General features: G+C 69.4%; 14 protein-coding genes and 1 pseudogene. 6 read left to right on the top strand and 9 right to left on the bottom strand.

The genetic code is table 11. The annotated features are described in order from the left end of the window. Window positions 1-66 precede the first annotated feature (66 nt). A pseudogene (locus tag I0Q12_RS19885) lies at window positions 67-603 on the bottom strand (hypothetical protein). A 72-nt stretch (window positions 604-675) separates the two neighbouring features. Next, on the bottom strand, window positions 676-1,623 hold the full coding sequence (locus I0Q12_RS19880; protein WP_197253835.1) for an oxygenase MpaB family protein: 948 nt from the start codon (window positions 1,621-1,623) through the stop codon (window positions 676-678). Between the two features lie 50 nt (window positions 1,624-1,673). On the opposite strand from I0Q12_RS19880, the gene I0Q12_RS19875 reads away from it, so the two are divergent. Together I0Q12_RS19875 and I0Q12_RS19870 are read left to right on the top strand one after the other, a co-directional pair. Further along, the gene (locus I0Q12_RS19875) at window positions 1,674-2,267 is read left to right on the top strand and encodes a TetR/AcrR family transcriptional regulator (protein WP_197253833.1); all 594 of its coding nucleotides are present in this window, start codon (window positions 1,674-1,676) and stop codon (window positions 2,265-2,267) included. Window positions 2,268-2,338: 71 nt separating this feature from the next. Further along, window positions 2,339-2,596, top strand: coding sequence for a Rho termination factor N-terminal domain-containing protein (locus I0Q12_RS19870; protein ID WP_197253831.1), 258 nt, complete (start codon window positions 2,339-2,341; stop codon window positions 2,594-2,596). A gap of 25 nt (window positions 2,597-2,621) precedes the next feature. Here the strand turns inward: I0Q12_RS19870 and I0Q12_RS19865 are convergent, their stop codons facing one another. Beyond that, window positions 2,622-3,413 (bottom strand): Fpg/Nei family DNA glycosylase, encoded by a 792-nt coding sequence (locus I0Q12_RS19865; RefSeq protein ID WP_197253829.1) that lies wholly within the window; start codon window positions 3,411-3,413, stop codon window positions 2,622-2,624. A 1-nt stretch (window position 3,414) separates the two neighbouring features. After that, window positions 3,415-7,959, bottom strand: a complete 4,545-nt coding sequence (locus I0Q12_RS19860) for an ATP-dependent helicase (RefSeq protein WP_197253828.1) — start codon at window positions 7,957-7,959, stop codon at window positions 3,415-3,417. A gap of 207 nt (window positions 7,960-8,166) precedes the next feature. Between I0Q12_RS19860 and I0Q12_RS19855 the strand changes: the two genes are divergently transcribed. Then, window positions 8,167-8,607 (top strand): DUF4383 domain-containing protein, encoded by a 441-nt coding sequence (locus I0Q12_RS19855; RefSeq protein ID WP_197253864.1) that lies wholly within the window; start codon window positions 8,167-8,169, stop codon window positions 8,605-8,607. Window positions 8,608-8,634: 27 nt separating this feature from the next. On the opposite strand, the gene I0Q12_RS19850 is transcribed toward I0Q12_RS19855, so the two are convergent. Further along, a complete protein-coding gene (locus I0Q12_RS19850; RefSeq protein WP_374068741.1) occupies window positions 8,635-9,252 on the bottom strand; it encodes a TetR/AcrR family transcriptional regulator in 618 nt (205 codons plus the stop codon). Between the two features lie 103 nt (window positions 9,253-9,355). On the opposite strand from I0Q12_RS19850, the gene I0Q12_RS19845 reads away from it, so the two are divergent. After that, a complete protein-coding gene (locus I0Q12_RS19845; RefSeq protein WP_197253824.1) occupies window positions 9,356-10,063 on the top strand; it encodes an SGNH/GDSL hydrolase family protein in 708 nt (235 codons plus the stop codon). On the opposite strand, the gene I0Q12_RS19840 is transcribed toward I0Q12_RS19845, so the two are convergent. From I0Q12_RS19840 to I0Q12_RS19825, 4 genes are all read right to left on the bottom strand, one after another. Beyond that, complete coding sequence (locus tag I0Q12_RS19840; RefSeq protein ID WP_197253822.1) at window positions 10,047-10,712, bottom strand: hypothetical protein; 666 nt, start codon at window positions 10,710-10,712, stop codon at window positions 10,047-10,049. The two genes, I0Q12_RS19845 and I0Q12_RS19840, sit on opposite strands and share 17 nt — an antisense overlap. 100 nt (window positions 10,713-10,812) lie before the next feature. Next, window positions 10,813-11,418: a hypothetical protein gene (locus tag I0Q12_RS19835; protein ID WP_197253821.1), complete on the bottom strand. Its 606-nt coding sequence runs from the start codon at window positions 11,416-11,418 to the stop codon at window positions 10,813-10,815. 44 nt (window positions 11,419-11,462) lie between these two features. Then, the gene (locus I0Q12_RS19830; protein WP_197253820.1) at window positions 11,463-12,848 is read right to left on the bottom strand and encodes an FAD-binding oxidoreductase; all 1,386 of its coding nucleotides are present in this window, start codon (window positions 12,846-12,848) and stop codon (window positions 11,463-11,465) included. Further along, window positions 12,845-14,389, bottom strand: coding sequence for an AMP-binding protein (locus I0Q12_RS19825; RefSeq protein WP_197253819.1), 1,545 nt, complete (start codon window positions 14,387-14,389; stop codon window positions 12,845-12,847). Before I0Q12_RS19825 ends, I0Q12_RS19830 begins: the two co-directional genes overlap by 4 nt. Before the next feature lie 136 nt (window positions 14,390-14,525). On the opposite strand from I0Q12_RS19825, the gene I0Q12_RS19820 reads away from it, so the two are divergent. Then, complete coding sequence (locus tag I0Q12_RS19820) at window positions 14,526-15,464, top strand: hypothetical protein (RefSeq protein WP_197253818.1); 939 nt, start codon at window positions 14,526-14,528, stop codon at window positions 15,462-15,464. 20 nt (window positions 15,465-15,484) lie between these two features. Continuing rightward, window positions 15,485-15,847 (top strand): hypothetical protein, encoded by a 363-nt coding sequence (locus I0Q12_RS19815; RefSeq protein WP_197253817.1) that lies wholly within the window; start codon window positions 15,485-15,487, stop codon window positions 15,845-15,847. Window positions 15,848-15,853: the final 6 nt, after the last annotated feature.

Below are 15,853 nucleotides of genomic sequence, written 5' to 3'. Positions count from 1 at the left end.
ACCCTAGCCCCGGGGTCCGACACCGGGGTCCGGAATTCGGCGGTCCCGGTCAGTGGGTCAATGGGGTCAGTGGGTCAGCAGGACCTTCGTGAGCACGACCGACAAGGCGACCAGCATGATGACCGCGGCACTCGTGAGCCAGCCCCTGCTGGGACGCTTGCCGTTGAGCCTGCCGATGACGAGGACGATGCCACCGATCCGCACGAGCACCGCGATCTCGGCGAGCAGCTGCGCAGTGTGCGGCTCGAGCCAGCCGATCCATCCGATCGCCAGGATCACGCACGGCATCACCGCCGAACTGAGGATCGGTACCGAGTTGCGGACCTCGGCCCAGCGCTCGGCAGTGGTCAGCTGCGCGCCCTCCCGGACACTGTGCCCGACCGCCTCGGCGAAGACGTGGGCGACGAACGTCGACAACGTGGTACCAAGGACGATCGCGATGCCGACGTACTTGTCTTCGGTCACCACCGGCACGAGCGCCGCCAGCCGCATCAGTGCCTACATCTACGGCAACATCCTGGTGCTGGCGGCGTTGCTGCGGTCGAGCGGCTGACTCCGCGAGAACAGGGGACCGTGCAGCACGGCGTGGGCGTCGACCTTCATGCACACAAGGGTGGCATGCAGTGACCGTGTCTGCGTGCTTCTGTGTCGTTTGTGGGTCGTCGTCTGTGGTTGTCACCGGCTTTCGTGTGCGGGAACCTTCGGGCTGTAGTGGATGGGCAGGTCGCGGCGGTCGAGCGGCGGCAGGTTCCGCGCCGGGGTGTGCACGAGCGGCGCATCGCCCGGGATCCGGCCGGCTTCCCGGTCCCACCCGGCGCGGGCCCGCGGATGGTAGCGATAACGCCACGGCACGAGCCGGGTACCGAGACCGATCGCCCGGCCGATCACCCGGTGCAGCCGCTCCTCCGGGCGTGACCACGACAGGCCGAGCAGGTGGCGCACGGGCTGGTCGTAGAGGCCGACGGTCAGCCACAGGAATCCGCGGGTGACGACCGAACGCACGGCCCGCCAGACCGGTGCCGGAAACCACCGGAGGAACGGCGGCCGGTCGAGCTGCGACAGGTCGAGGACGTCCCGGGTGGCCTTGTTGTCCTCGAGGACGTTCCGGCAGATGTGGTCCCAGTACTCGAGGAACGCCTCCCACGACTCGGGGACCGGGCGCATCGACATCCCGTAGAGGCGGTACCACTGCACGTGCTCGTCGAACAGCCGGTGCTTGTCGGCGAGCGAGAGCGGGCCGTCGAACCATTCGATGGACACGACCAGGCTGTAGAAGAACGTGGCGTGTGCCCAGTAGAACGTGTCGGGGTCCAGCGCGTGGTACTTGCGGCCGCGGGCGTCGACGCCCTTGATGGTGTCGTGGTATCCGCGCACCTGGCGTGCGGTCTCGGCGGCACGGGGTCCGTCGAACACGACGCCGTAGATCGGATACAGCGATCGGTACAGACGTTCCCAGCGTTCGTCGAAGAACTTCGAATGCTGTTCGACGCCGGCACCGAGGCCGGGGTGCATGTTCTGCATCGACCCGGCCCACGGCCCGAACAGCATGCCGCGCCACCCGCCGAAGTACTTCCAGGTGAGCGAATCCGGCCCGAGCGGCACCGGCGAGTTCTGACTACGCATGTTGTCAGAGTAGAATTCCGGCGCGCAGGGGTCAACGACAGGATCGAGCCGTGGAACCAACGCGCCGCAGTTGGGCGGGCACCGCCCTCGAGGAGCGTCGGCGCGTGAGACGCGAGGCCCTTCTGGAGGCGGGAATAGAGCTGCTCGGGGCCGTCGACCGGTCGGCCTCGAACGTGCGAGCGGTGTGCCGCGCTGCCGGACTCACCGAACGGTATTTCTACGAAAGCTTCGGCGACCGGGACAAGTTCGTCCGTGCCGTCTACGACGAGGTCGGTGACCGCGCACGGACGGCACTGATCGAAGCTGTCGCCGGAGCGCCCCCGAACAAGCGCGCGGACGCCGCCGTGCGCGTGTTCGTCGAGCTGATGGTCGATCAGCCCGCCATGGGACGGGTACTGCTGCTCGCGCCGCTGCGTGAACCGGCGATCGGCACCAGCGGCGTCGAGCTGGCGCCTCAGTTCGTGACACTCGTGCGGGAGCAGCTCCCCATCGAGGACCCGGAGAAACGGCACATGGTCGCGGTCGGGCTGGTCGGTGCGCTGACCAGCCTGTTCATGGGCTACCTCGAAGGCACGATCGTCGTGCCCCGAGAAACGCTCGTGCAGCACTGCGTCGAACTCGTCGAGTGCGCCGGACGCGGTTGATCCTGCACCTGGGGGACACGGTTGCACGGCCTCGAGGAGGGGTATCCGTCACCCGACGAAGGGAGAATGCGATGCCGAACCCCTCGACCAAGGACGAGAAACTCTACGAGGAGCTTCGTGACGACGGTGCTTCGAAGGAGAAGGCCGCGCGAATCGCGAATGCCGCCGCCTCGCGCGGACGGTCGTCGGTGGGGCACAAGGGCGGCAAGTCCGGTTCGTACGAGGACTGGACCGTCGCGGAACTGAAGAAGCGCGCCAAGGAGATCGGGCTCACCGGATACTCGTCGAAGCGCAAGGGAGAGCTGATCAAGGCCCTGCGCAATCACTGAGGTGCGCAATCACTGAGGTGCGCGATCACCGATCCGCGCCTCGCTGACAGCGCGGGCAGTGGTAGAAGATCCGCTCCGGGTCGTTCGCGGCGCCCAGCGTGCCGGACACTACCGTGCTGCCGCAGCGGAGGCACGGTCGTCCGGCCCGCCCGTACACCCACAGGTTCCGGCCCGGACGGCGGTCACCCGTCGTGATGCGCACGGCGCGGTCGCGGTTGGCGACGAGCAGCCTGTGTGCCAGATCCACCCACGCGGCAAGGTCGCCGGCGTCTGCGACGGGCACTGCGGGATGCACCCCGCGCAGGAAACACAGTTCGCTGCGGTACACGTTCCCGACACCGGCGAGGACCCGCTGATCGAGCAACGCCAGTCCGACGGGCCGAGCAGGATCGCGTGCGAGATTGGCGGCTGCCGGAGCCGGATCCCACGACGGGCCGAGCAGATCCGGGCCCAGATGCCCGATGGCATCGGACTCGCGGTCGCGAGGAAGGACCTCGACGATCCCGAGGTCGAAACCCACCGCCTGCACATCGGCGGTCTCGAGAACCAGGCGCGCACGGAAACCGGGTTTGCGCCAGCGGGCGCCACGGGCGTAGATCTGCCATTCGCCGTCCATCATCAGGTGCGTGTGCACCGTGTACTCGGGCAACCGCGTCAGGATGTGCTTACCGTACGCGACGGTGCCGGTCACCTCCGCGCCGGACAGATCCACGGTGGCGTAGCGCGGAACCCGGAAGTCGGAGCGCGTCAACGTCTTTCCCGCCAGCGCCGCGTGCAGCCGCGCCGCGGTCCGGAACACGGTGTCGCCCTCGGGCATGTCAGGCCCGCAACCGATAGCCGCGCGGTGTCGCCGAGAATCCCGCCTCGGACAGCAGCGCCGCGAAGTCGTGCCCGTGGATCGAACGCCCGTCGACCTTCTCCACCACGATCTTGTCGACGCTGCCCCGCTTGACGGTGGCCGCGAGCGACGCGCACGCCACGCGCAGCACGCCGGGATCGTCGTCGAACGTCAGGAGGGTGCGGCCCCCGCGCTCGACGAACAGCACCAGCCTCCCGTCGACCAGCACCACCAGCCCGCCGGCCTTGCGGCCCGGACGATGCCGGGTCGTGTCGTCGGCGCGCGGCGCCGGCCACGGCAGCGCCGCGCCGTACGGATTGGCGGGGTCGCATGCCGCGAGCGTCACCGCCGGGGTCTCGGCGTGGCGACCCTCGAGGGATTCGCAGTAGGAACGCAACCGATCCACGACCTCGGGCGTCGAGAACTGGGCACCGCCGAGCGAATCGACGAAATAGCCGCGACGGCAGCGGCCCGATTCCTCGAAACGCGCGAGCACCTTGTACATCAGGGCGAATCCACCGGGCACGGACTCGCCGGCCACCACCCCGCGCGTCACCACCCCGTACCGTTCGAGCAGGAGTTCGGCGGTCGCGTGGGCGCGCACCGTCGACTGCGGTTCGGGTTCGGGCAGCAGCGACCACCGCCCGCCCACCGTCGGGGGTCCGGTCCGCGACGGCAGCGCCGGGCGACCCCGGTACATGCGCGAACGCGGTGCGCGGCGGGGTGCGCGGTGCGCCGGGGTGGCGCGGGACGTGTCCCCGATCAGGGCGCGCAGAGGCGCGAGGGTGTCGCCGCCGATGTGCCCCGCCCACACCAGATCCCACAGCGCCGCCGCGGCGGCCGCGTCGCTGACCTGGAGGCCCTGCGCCGCCAGCGCGTCGGCGAGCTGACGGAAGAAGAACCCGCCGCCGCCGGCCAGCGCGTCGAGGATCGCCCGGTGGGTGTCGTTCAACTCGATGTCGGTGGGTGGCGCCAGGGTGGTCGATGCCGCGTCGGCCGGGTGCAGGCACACCCAGCCGTCCTTGCCCGAGATCGAGCCGGCGCCCGACCACAGCACCTCACCGGTCGCGGTGAGCTCGTCCAGCATCGCGGGGGAGTAGTCCCGCACCCGGGGTGCGAGCACGAGCGGTTCCAGGGCGCTGGCCGGGACCGGGAACCCGGCGAGCTGGTCGACGACGGCCGCGACCCCGTCGATGCCGCGCAGCCCGCCGCCGATGTTGTGCCACGCGGGCAGGAATCGTCCGAGGGTCGCGGTGCTGACCGGTTCCACCTCCTGGCGCGCGGCCGCGAGGGAGCGGCGACGCAATCGTCGCAGCACCTCGGTGTCACACCATTCCGATCCGGTCGCACCGGGACGGAATTCTCCTGTCGTGACGCGTTTCTCGTCGGCGAGGCGGTGCAGGACGTCCTGGACCACGGCGGCGCCGAGACCGAACCGCGCCGCAGCCTCGGCAGTGGTGAACGGTCCGTGGGTGCGGGCGTACCGCCCGACGAGGTCGCCGAGCGGATCGGCAACCGGTTCGACGAACGCCGTGGGCACGCCGATCGGCAGCGGCACGCCGAGGGCGTCGCGCAACCGGGATGCGTCCTCGATCGCCGCCCACCACACGTGGCCGGCGAACGACACCTCCAGCACCCGGTTGCGGGCGGCGAGATCGGCGATCCATTCCGCCGGGTCGGCGATGCTCCGTTCCCGTAGTTCGGCGAGGGTCAGCGGCCCGAGCAGACGCAGCAGATCCGCGACACCCTCGGCGTCCCGGGCGCGCCGGTCCGGCACCAGCCGTTGCAGTTCGTGTTCGGCCGCGGCGATGACGTCGGCGTCGAGCAGTTCCCGCAACTCGACGCGCCCGAGCAGTTCGGCGAGCAGCGACGAGTCCAGCGACAGGGCGGCCGCGCGGCGTTCGGCGAGGGGACTGTCCCCGTCGTAGAGGAATGCGCCGACGTAGTCGAACAGCAGCGAACTCGCGAACGGGGACGCGGTGGCGGTCTCGACGTCCACCAGGCGGATCTGCCGACGGGCGATGCGTCCGAACAGGTCCCGCAGGGCGGGCAGGTCGTAGACGTCCTGCAGGCATTCGCGGACAGTCTCGAGCAGGATCGGGAACGTGGGGTAACGGCGTGCCACGTCCAGCAACTGGGCCGAGCGCTGCCGCTGCTGCCACAGCGGGGCGCGTTTGCCGGGGTTGCGACGCGGCAGCAGCAGGGCGCGGGCCGCGCACTCCCGGAACCGGGACGCGAACAGGGCCGACCCGCCGACCTGTTCGGTGACCAGATCCTCGATCTCGTCGCGGTCGAAGACGAAGATCTCCGCGCCGGGCGGGTCGTCCTCGGTGTCGGGCAACCGGACGATGATGCCGTCGTCGGAGGCCGTCGGATTGGATTCGACACCGAACCGCTCCTGCAGGCGTGCGCCCACCGCGAGTGCCCAGGGTGCGTGCACCCGCAGCCCGAACGGTGAGTGCAATACGAGCCGCCAGTCGCCGAGTTCGTCGCGGAACCGTTCGACGACGAGGGTGCGGTCGGTGGGCAGGTGCCCGGTCGCGGTGCGTTGTTCGTCGAGCAGCCGGATCAGGTTCCTGGTGGAGTTGTCGTCGAGTCCGCTTTCCTTGCAGCGGGTTTCGGCGTCCTCCGGGGTGGCGTGTCCGAGTTCGCGGACGAATTCGCCCAGGGCTGCGCCGAGTTCGGCTGGCCGGCCCTGGCCGTCGCCGTGCCAGAACGGCAACCGGCCGGGTCGGCCGTAGGCGGGGGAGACCAGTACACGGTCGAAGGTGATCTCCTCGATCCGCCAGCTGGTCGCGCCGAGCGCGAAGACGTCGCCGACCCGCGACTCGTACACCATTTCCTCGTCGAGTTCGCCTACCCGCGTGGCCTTTTCGCCGACCATATAGACGGTGAACAGACCGCGGTCGGGAATCGTCCCGCCGGAGGTGACCGCGAGACGCTGCGCTCCCGGACGCCCCGTGAGGGTGCCTTCGGTACGGTCCCACACCAGACGCGGTCGCAGTTCGGCGAATTCGTCCGAGGGGTACCGTCCGGCCAGCAGATCCAGAGTGGATTCGTAGGCCGAACGGGGGAGTGTCGCGAACGATCCGGTGCGGCGCACGGTCTCGAACCAGTCGTCGACGTCGAGTGGTTCGAGCGCGGCTGCGGCCACGGTCTGCTGGGCCAGCACGTCCAGCGGGTTCGCCGGTACCTGCAGGGCCTCGATGCGGCCCGCGACCATTCGTTCGACGGTGACCGCACAGTGGATCAGGTCGGTGCGGTGCTTGGGGAAGAGCACACCGCGGGAGACCTCGCCGACCTGGTGGCCGGCGCGCCCGACGCGTTGCAGTCCGCTGGCCACCGACGGAGGGGCCTCGACCTGGATCACGAGATCCACGGTGCCCATGTCGATGCCGAGTTCGAGGCTCGACGTCGCGACGACGCACGCGAGCCGGCCCGATTTGAGATCGTCCTCGATCAGCGCGCGCTGATCCTTGCTCACCGAGCCGTGGTGGGCGCGGGCCAGCAGCGGTTCGGCGCCGTAGCTCACCTCGGTCGGGGCACCGATCTGCGCGGGCGGACGCGGTTCCCGGTCCACGGTGGCCCCGGCGCGTTCGGCGTGAATCTCGTTGAGCCGCGCCGTCAGTCGCTCGGCCAGGCGTCTCGAGTTCGCGAACACGATCGTCGACCGGTGGGCGGTGATGAGGTCGACGAGTTGTTCCTCGACATGTGGCCAGATCGAGCCGGCCTGCGGGGTGGCCGGGAACGGATCCTCGCCCGCGATCTCGTTCTCCGGCGCCGCGACGCCGAGTTCGGTCATGTCCTCGACCGGCACCCGGACGGTGAGGTCCCAGGTCTTGGTCGCCGGGGGCGCGACGATACGGATCGGGGCCTGCCCGGTCAGGAACCGGCCGACCTCCTCGTGGGGACGCACCGTCGCGGACAGGCCGATCCGTTGCGCCGGGCGCGACAGGAGCAGGTCGAGCCGTTCGAGGGAGACCGCGAGGTGCGTGCCGCGTTTGGTTCCGGCGACCGCGTGCACCTCGTCGACGATCACCGTCTCCACACCGGCGAGCGTTCTGCGGGCCGCCGAGGTAAGCATGAGGAACAGCGACTCGGGGGTGGTGATGAGGATGTCCGGCGGCTTCTGGACGAGCTTGCGCCGGTCGGCGGGGGTGGTGTCGCCCGAGCGCACCCCGACGGTGATCTCGGGTGGGTCCAGCCCGAGGCGTTTCGCGGTCTGGGTGATCCCCACCAGGGGGGAGCGCAGGTTCCGTTCGATGTCGACGGCCAGCGCCTTCAGCGGCGAGACGTAGAGAACCCGCGTCGTGCGGGTGTCGCGGGGTTCGGCCGCCAGCCGGTCGAGCGACCACAGGAACGCCGAGAGGGTCTTGCCGGAGCCGGTCGGCGCGACGACGAGGGTGTGCAGCCCCGACGAGATCGCCTCCCACGCCCCGAGCTGGGCGGGAGTGGGGGCCGCGAATGCGCCCGCGAACCACTCGCGGGTGGGCGCGGAGAAGCGGTCGAGGACGGCATCGGTCACTCGTCCATGGTGCACCCGGGGTCCGACATGCGTCGCAGCTGTGCAGGTTGCCTGGCTGTCGCCAGGGGCAGGTTTGCCCGGCTGTTCCCACGGGTAGGCCACGGAGGTCCCTGCCAGCGATCCTCCTGGCCGGAAGGCACGAGGGTTCTGCCGGCCGGCAGAACTCGAAAGAAGGGAACCGTCATGGCCGAGCACGCGACACGCAGTATGACGCGGACACCTGTCCAGACCGCTGCCCTGGTGATCGGGGCACTGTTCCTCCTCGTCGGGATTCTCGGGTTCATCCCCGGCATCACGACCAACTACGACACCATGACCTTCGCCGGTCACCACTCCGAGGCGATGCTGCTCGGCGTGTTCAACGTTTCGATCCTCCACAACATCGTGCATCTGCTCTTCGGTGTGGCCGGGCTCGCGATGGCGCGCACCGTCCCTGCTGCCAGGGCGTTCCTCGTGGGCGGCGGCGTGATCTACGCGGTGCTGTGGATCTACGGACTGGTGGTCGACGCGGACAGCTCCGCGAACTTCGTTCCGCTCAACACGGCGGACAACTGGCTGCACTTCGGACTGGCGGTCATCATGATCGCGGCCGGTGCGCTGCTGGAGCCGCGTAACGATCGGGCGCTGCGCAGCGAGCGCGCGCGGTAAATGTCCGCGGATCGTGCGAGCGCCGGTTCAGTCCGGATCGGCGTTCAGGATCCGGTCGACGATCGAGCGAGCGGTCTCGGCGGCGCGCGGATCGTCAAGGCGCAGTGCGGTGTTGGTGGCCGCGAGGACGGCATCGATCTCGAACGCGACCTCGTCCGGGTCGCGATCCGGGACGGTGCCGTCCTCGCGCGCGTGCCGGTACTCGCCGGCCAGCAGGTCCAGCCAGTCGCGGCGGTCGCGGGCGAGTGCGTCGCGGACCGGTCCGGGGCGGCTGTCGAACTCGGCGATCGTGGCGGCGCGGAAGCATCCGCCCGGAAACGCCGGTTCGATCGCGTAGTCGAGCCACCGGTCGATCAGGGCGCGGAGTCGCGGAAGTCCAGCGGGTTCGCGCAGGGCGGGCCGGACGATCCGTTCGACGAACACTTCCCGGGCCGCGTCGACGGCGGCCACCTGCAGGTTCTCCTTGCTGCCGAACAGTGTCGCAACCCCGCTCTTGCTGAGGCCGAGGTCGGTCGCGAGGCGTCCGATGCTCACCCCGTTGAGGCCCTCGACCGATGCCACGTCCACCGCGTGCCGGGTGATGGTCGCGCGGGTGCGTGCGCCCTTGAGCAGTCGTAGGTCGGACGTCGATGCGGGTTCCGTCACGCGAATCATCCTCTCACGTCTTGCCGAAGTGGACGAACGGTCGTACTGTCATATGCACGAACGATCGTACTCCCTTCTTCAGTCGAGACCCGGAGGGTCAGCCATGACGAACTCGATCTCCCGAACCGTCCCTGCCTCGCCCTGGACCGAGGCGACGGACCCGATGTGCCTGCCCGCAGCGACGCAAGCGGCACTCCTCGCCGACGCCCCCTGGTCGAGATACGCCGTGATGGGCGACTCGATCGCCGAGGGCATCGGCGATCCCAGCCCCGGATACGCGACCTCACCGTGGGCCGATCGGGTCGCGGCCGCGCTGCGCGCCACCCATCCGGACCTGGCGTATCTCAACACCGGGCGCATGGGCGCCACCAGCGGGCAGGTGGTGGCGACCCAGCTGTCACCCGTGCTGGACTTCGCGCCCGATCTGATCCACATCACGTGCGGTTCCAACGACCTGTGGTCCGCCCGTCCGGACCTGCGGCGCACCGCCGACAATCTCGAGTCGCTGTTCGCGGCGGCTCACGACACCGGTGCCACCGTCACCACGCTCACCCTGGCCGACGCGTTCGTCGGCGACGACATGCTCGCGCTCCGCGACGGCGTCATGGCGGTGAACGACCTGGTCCGCACGCTCGCCGCCCAGTACGACGCCGTGCTGCTGGATCTGTGGCAGCACCCGCTGCGACTGCGGCCGGAACTGCTCAGCGCCGACCGGATCCACTTCACGATGACCGGGCACGCGGTGCTGGCCACCGAAATGGTCCGGGCGCTGCACGCGAGGATGTCGCAGTCCGTCAACCCGCTTCGGTAGCGGACCGATCGCGGCGGGGCAGCGAGAGCAGCGCGGAGACCAGGAAGCACAGGGCACCGACGAATGTCCCTGCGTTGGCCCAGAAGTCGCTGGCCTCGGCGCCGCTGGAGGTGATGAACGCACCGGCCGCGGAGATCCCGAATGCGATGCATCCGACCAGATTCACCCACACGGCCCATCCGTCGCGACCGCGCGGTACCCACGTCCGCGCACCTTCCTGGTACACGCGGAGCGCGAGTGCCCCGCTGATCAGGAACGCCACCGACCCCGCCGCGTCGGGCCGCCACACGAGGTGCCGCTCCTCGGTGACGTCGTAGGCCTGCAGGGCGGCAGCGGTACTGACGTTGAACAGCACCGTCCCCACGCTCTGCACGGCGGACGACAGCCATTCCGCCCGGAGCAGGGACTCCCCGCCGGTCTCCGTGGTCATGGGTCCGCTGCGCAGAAGCTGGATCAACCCCGCGGCGGTGAAGAACCACGCTCCGACGAAGAAGAACCCGTTGGCGCGCGAGGTACCGAGGAGGCCGGCGAGCACGGGCGCGGATCCGATTGCGAAACAGGCCGATCCGATGACGAAGCCCCAGCACTGCTTCCGCAGCGTCGGCCGCACGTGGATTCCGGAATGCGCAGCGGGCGGAACGTTGTCCATGGCAACCTCCGGTCGGATGGAGACGACCCATCGAGTATCGCCGGTGCGGTAGTCCCTCGGCCTCGTCTCGGCGAGACCGGTCCGGGTGCCTCCCGCCGAATCAGCTTTCCGCCGTGCGTGATTGCAGGGGATCCGCGGGAAGTCGGTCCGCCTGCGCGAACCTGGCGAGCTGCGCGCTGTGATTGGACGCTTCGAGGCACTTGCCCTGACGCATCAACTCGGTGACCAGGTGCCGTGCGGCGGGCCGCCACGGCAGAGCGTCGAACTGCTCCCTGCTGCCCGCCGTGTCCGTCCACCAGATGGTTGTCGTCGTCGGCTGCGTCCGGAACCGCAACTCGGGGTTGGCGGCTTCGAGACCAGCGACATCGGTGCCGGCGTCACGTTCGAACACGGCGGTGTCGACGGTGACGAACCCACCGAGCCGGCGCTGTCCGTCGGGCATCGTCTCGACATACAGGCACGCGGTCTCGTACGCGCCCGCGTGCACGCTGCAGAGCCGTTGTGCGGTGTCCGCCTCGGAGGTGAAGGGCAGGCACACCACCGCCCAGTACTCGCGTTCACCCATCTTCGGGTTGGGCACCGACGACTGCACGTAATCGTGCAACCACTCGGTGACCGTCCCGAACTCCGGGTACGTCTCCAGTTCCCGATACCGGGTGTCGCGCAGCGGAAGGGCGGCTGCGTCGTTTCGCGTCTGTCCGGTCACTCGTCGGGCTCCTCTTGCACGACGACACGGTACTCGATCACAGGTCAGAACAGAACGCCCGGATTCAGGATCGCGTTCGGGTCCAACGCTTCCTTGACCCGCCGCGTCAGATCCATGACGTCCGGGCCGACCTGGTCGGGCAGCCACGCCTTCTTCAACCGGCCGACCCCGTGTTCGCCGGTGATGGTCCCGCCGAGGCCGATCGCCAGATCCATGATCTGGCCGAACGCGGCGTGCGCCCGCGCCGTCATGTCCTCGTCGGCAGGGTCGAAGACGATGAGCGGGTGGGTGTTCCCGTCCCCGGCATGGGCGATCACCGCGACCGTCACCGCATTCCGCTCGGCGATCTCCGTGATACCCCCGACCAGCGCGGGAAGCGCCGGCAACGGAACCCCGACATCCTCGAGCAGAAGACTGCCGGTGCGCTCGACCGCGGGGATGGCCATCCGCCGCGCCGCCGCGAACGCTTCACCCTCCTCCGGATCGTCGGTGTCGAACACCTCGTCCGCGCCGGCGTCGCGGCACGCCTGCACCATCAGTGCGATCTCCTGCGCGGCAGCGGCACCCGGCGCATCGGACCGCGCGATGAGCATGGCCTCGGTCGCGCGATCGAGGCCCATGTGCAGGGCGGCCTCGACCGCATTGATGGATGCACGGTCCATGAACTCCAGCATCGCCGGGCGCAGTTTCCCGGTGATCGCCAGCACCGCGTCCGCGGCGGCCTGCACCGACGAGAACGTCGCGACCATCGTCGACGCGGGTGGCTGCGGCGGCAGCAACCGCAAGGTCACCTCGGTGATGATCCCGAGCGTGCCCTCGCTCCCGACGAACAGTTTCGTCAGGGAAAGTCCCGCGACGTCCTTCAGGCGCGGGCCGCCGAGCCGCACGACGGTGCCGTCGGCGAGCACGACCTCGAGGCCGAGCACGTAGTCGGTGGTGACTCCGTACTTCACACAACACAATCCGCCCGCATTGGTGGCGGCGTTGCCACCGATCGTGCAGATCTCGAACGACGACGGGTCCGGTGGGTACCACAAACCGTGCTCCGCGGCGGCTCGCTTGACCTCCGCGTTGAGCAGTCCCGGCTGGACGACCGCGGTGCGGGTCACCGGGTCGACGGTGATCTCACGCATCTTCTCGGTGCTCAGCACGATCCCGGCGGCGAGACCGCCGGCGCCGCCGGACAGGCTCGTGCCTGCCCCGCGCGGCACCACCGGAACCCGATGGGTGTTCGCCCATTTCAGGGTCGCCGACACGTCCGCGGTCGAACGCGCCCGAACCACCGCGAGCGGCACGGACGCGTCCGGATCCATCGCCCGGTCCTGCCGGTAGCCGGCGAGGATGTCGGGGTCGGTGACCACTGCGCCTTCGGGCAGCAGCCGGGCCAGCGCGTCCAGGTCGGCTGTGTGCTGGGTGCCGCCTGCGCTCATGGTGTGGCGGTCAGGTAGCGGGCCCGCAGCTTGTGCTTGACGAGTTTGCCGGTGGGGGTGCGCGGCAGGTCGTCGGAGAAGTCGATGCTGCGCGGCGCCTTGAACCGGGACACCCGTTCCCGCACGTAGTCGAGCAGTTCCTGCTCGACCTCGGGGCTCGGCTCGACACCGTCGACGAGCTGAACGACCGCCTTGACCTCCTCACCCATCTCCTCGTTCGGCACACCGATCACCGCGACGTCGAACACCTTCGGATGCAGGGTGAGCACGTTCTCCGATTCCTGCGGGTAGATGTTGACGCCGCCGGAGATGATCGTGAACGCGGCACGGTCGGTCAGGTACAGGAACCGTTCCTCGTCGAGATAGCCGATGTCACCGCTCGTCGTCCACGTCGGATGCGCGGGGTGCGTTGCCTCCTCGGTCTTCTGAGGATCGTTGTGGTACTCGAACGGGCGCTCGTCGCGCTCCCACCACACGGTGCCGATCGAGCCGATCGGCAGTTCCTCGCCCTCGTCGTCGCAGATGTGGACGATTCCCATGACCCCGTCGCGACCCACCGAACCGGGGTGCGCGAGAGCCTGAGCGGAGTCGATGAACGTCGCGCCGGAACCCTCCGTGGACGCGTAGTACTCGTTGACGACCGGGCCCCACCACTCGATCATCGCGCGCTTGATCTCCGGCGGGCACGGGGCCGCAGCGTGGATCGCGACCTTCATGCTGGACACGTCGTACTTCGCGCGAACCTCCTCGGGGAGTTTCAGCATGCGCACGAACATGGTCGGCACCCACTGGCTCGCGGTCACCCGGTACCGGTCGATCAGGGCGAGTGCCTCCTCCGCATCGAACCGATCCATGAGGACGACGGTGCCGCCGACCGACTGGATCGTCCCACAGAAACGCAGCGGCGCAGCGTGATACAGCGGCGCCGGGCACAGGTAGACCGTCTCGGCGTCGAATCCGTACATCGGCGCGAACACGGCCGTGTAGGGATCGGGGATGTCCTGCACCTGCCCGTCGGGCAGCTTCGGCTTGATGCCCTTGGGGCGGCCGGTCGTACCGGACGAGTACAGCATGTCCTGGCCGCGGGGCTGATCGGCGAGGGGAGTGGTGTCGAACCGGGCGACGGCCTGCGCGTAGTCGTCGAAACCGGGAAGGTCGCCGCCGAACACGACGCGATGGGTCACGGCCGGGTACGCGTCCGGTGCGAGGTCGACGGCCTCGACCGCGTCCGCGGACACGACGAGTACCTTCGCGCCGCAGTCGTTCACCACGTAGGCGGCTTCGGCGGCGGTCAGATGCCAGTTCACGACGGTGATGTAGAGACCGGACCGCAGGGCCGCCCAGTAGACCTCCATCACGCGCAGGTCGTTGTTCGAGATCAGCGCCATGTGGTCGCCCGGTCGGAGACCGAGGTCGCGGAGGTACTTCGCGAATCGCAGCGAATTCTCGTCGAGTTGCCGGTAGGTCAGCGACTCTCCGGTCGCGGGCCGGATGATGGCCGGCTTGTCAGGGGTGACGGACACGAAATTCCCGGGGTACATGCCCACGGTCTTACCACACCGTGTGGCGTACGCCACACAGAAGTGGGATCGCGTGGTGCGGCCCGGGAGCCCACCCGACGGGGCCGTCCGGGCGTAGGCTCGCCGACACACGGCGGGCCGGGGCGGGAGGAACGAGATGGCGCTCAGTGTCGATCAGGACAGGCTGTACTTCGAATTCCCCGAGGTGCATGCCGATGCCGAACTCTCCGTCTCCTTCCATCGCACGGTGCGGGTCCCGGACGACGGCACCACCTATCCGCTGCCGCCGAGCCTGGGCCGATTCCCGCTGCGTGTCGTCGACGACGTGCTCGTGCTGCCGATGTGGCAGTCGGAGGCGTGCTGGATCAAGTTCGATGGCCGCTACCCCTTCCTCGTCAAGGTCGGCGTCGGTGATGTCGACGCGGTGACCGGCGGAAAGTGGTCCGAGGACCCGGATTTCGAGCGGGAGGACTACTTCGAGGTGCCGGAACAACCGTGGCTCGACGGCTTCCAGGTGGCCGCGGGCAAGGTCCGGCAGTTCGTGGCAGCACCGCTCGGAGCCGGATACACGCTCGAGGAACAGCTCGCCGCCGGGGTCGCGATCGGGGGAGTGCGGATCGTCGCGTACCCGATCCGAGGACCGATCTGGGAGGAGCGCAAGAAGTTCGACGCACAGCGGCCGATGCGGGCGTTCGCGGCGCCCGAGCCGACGTCGTCGATGGGATTCGGGGCCGGAGGGGCGATCGAGCAGGGCGTCGCGACGCCCGTCGAGGAACACGACGCGTGGGACCTCGACCATCACTCGGCCGTCCGGATCGAGCTGGTCAACAGCGACCGCTGGGAAGCGCTCACCGGCGAGCAGCCGCCGACCGAACCCGTGACCGCAGAGGAATACACGAAGCGCGGATACCCGTGGTTCTCGCTCTACGAGGAAACCCCCGCCCGTCAGGGCTCCGACGAGTTCGCCGGGGTCGAAACCGTGTCCGAGGTGCGCGCCCGGCGCGGTGAATCCCCGCTTCCCGGCAACGAGCACGTCGAGCCGCCCGAGCCGATCCGGATCCGGCGTGAGCGCCGAACCCGCGACCGCCGCGGATAGACCCGCTACCCTCGTACAACATGGGCGTCACCCAGAGAGTCGACCCCGAACCGCTCGTCGCGGAGTTGCTGGCCCGCGGTCGCGCGGCCGTCGCATTCGACCACGACGAGCGCGTCGACGCGCTGCCCGCACGCGTCGTTTCCGAAGGCGAGAAGCTGCGGGTCGGACTCCACCCGGAATCCCTCCCGGCGGATGCCGCGTTCGACCGGGTCACGCTGATCCTCGACGACGGATCGTTCTGGTTCGAGCTGCGCGCGGTGAACCTGCGCGGCCGGATGGTGCGGGCCGCCGATGTCACGACCGACGGCCTCGCCTGGTTCGATCTCGAGCAGCGCCGCGCCACTGGATGGGACTACGCCAAGCTGCACGAGGAGCCGTCGTGACCCCGG

The organism is Rhodococcus sp. CX (assembly GCF_015865005.1).
Taxonomy (GTDB): domain Bacteria; phylum Actinomycetota; class Actinomycetes; order Mycobacteriales; family Mycobacteriaceae; genus Rhodococcus.
Note: the sequence above shows the minus strand (reverse complement) of the source record. Positions and strands in the feature narration are given on the sequence as shown.

What these genes read in the sequence shown, in the direction of transcription:
- I0Q12_RS19840 (WP_197253822.1), bottom strand. Translation starts at nt 10,712, where the DNA reads ATGGACAACGTTCCGCCCGCTGCGCATTCCGGAATCCACGTGCGGCCG.
- I0Q12_RS19825 (WP_197253819.1), bottom strand. Translation starts at nt 14,389, where the DNA reads ATGTACCCCGGGAATTTCGTGTCCGTCACCCCTGACAAGCCGGCCATC.
- I0Q12_RS19830 (WP_197253820.1), bottom strand. Translation starts at nt 12,848, where the DNA reads ATGAGCGCAGGCGGCACCCAGCACACAGCCGACCTGGACGCGCTGGCC.
- I0Q12_RS19815 (WP_197253817.1), top strand. Translation starts at nt 15,485, where the DNA reads ATGGGCGTCACCCAGAGAGTCGACCCCGAACCGCTCGTCGCGGAGTTG.
- I0Q12_RS19855 (WP_197253864.1), top strand. Translation starts at nt 8,167, where the DNA reads ATGACGCGGACACCTGTCCAGACCGCTGCCCTGGTGATCGGGGCACTG.
- I0Q12_RS19880 (WP_197253835.1), bottom strand. Translation starts at nt 1,623, where the DNA reads ATGCGTAGTCAGAACTCGCCGGTGCCGCTCGGGCCGGATTCGCTCACC.
- I0Q12_RS19845 (WP_197253824.1), top strand. Translation starts at nt 9,356, where the DNA reads ATGACGAACTCGATCTCCCGAACCGTCCCTGCCTCGCCCTGGACCGAG.
- I0Q12_RS19820 (WP_197253818.1), top strand. Translation starts at nt 14,526, where the DNA reads ATGGCGCTCAGTGTCGATCAGGACAGGCTGTACTTCGAATTCCCCGAG.
- I0Q12_RS19870 (WP_197253831.1), top strand. Translation starts at nt 2,339, where the DNA reads ATGCCGAACCCCTCGACCAAGGACGAGAAACTCTACGAGGAGCTTCGT.
- I0Q12_RS19865 (WP_197253829.1), bottom strand. Translation starts at nt 3,413, where the DNA reads ATGCCCGAGGGCGACACCGTGTTCCGGACCGCGGCGCGGCTGCACGCG.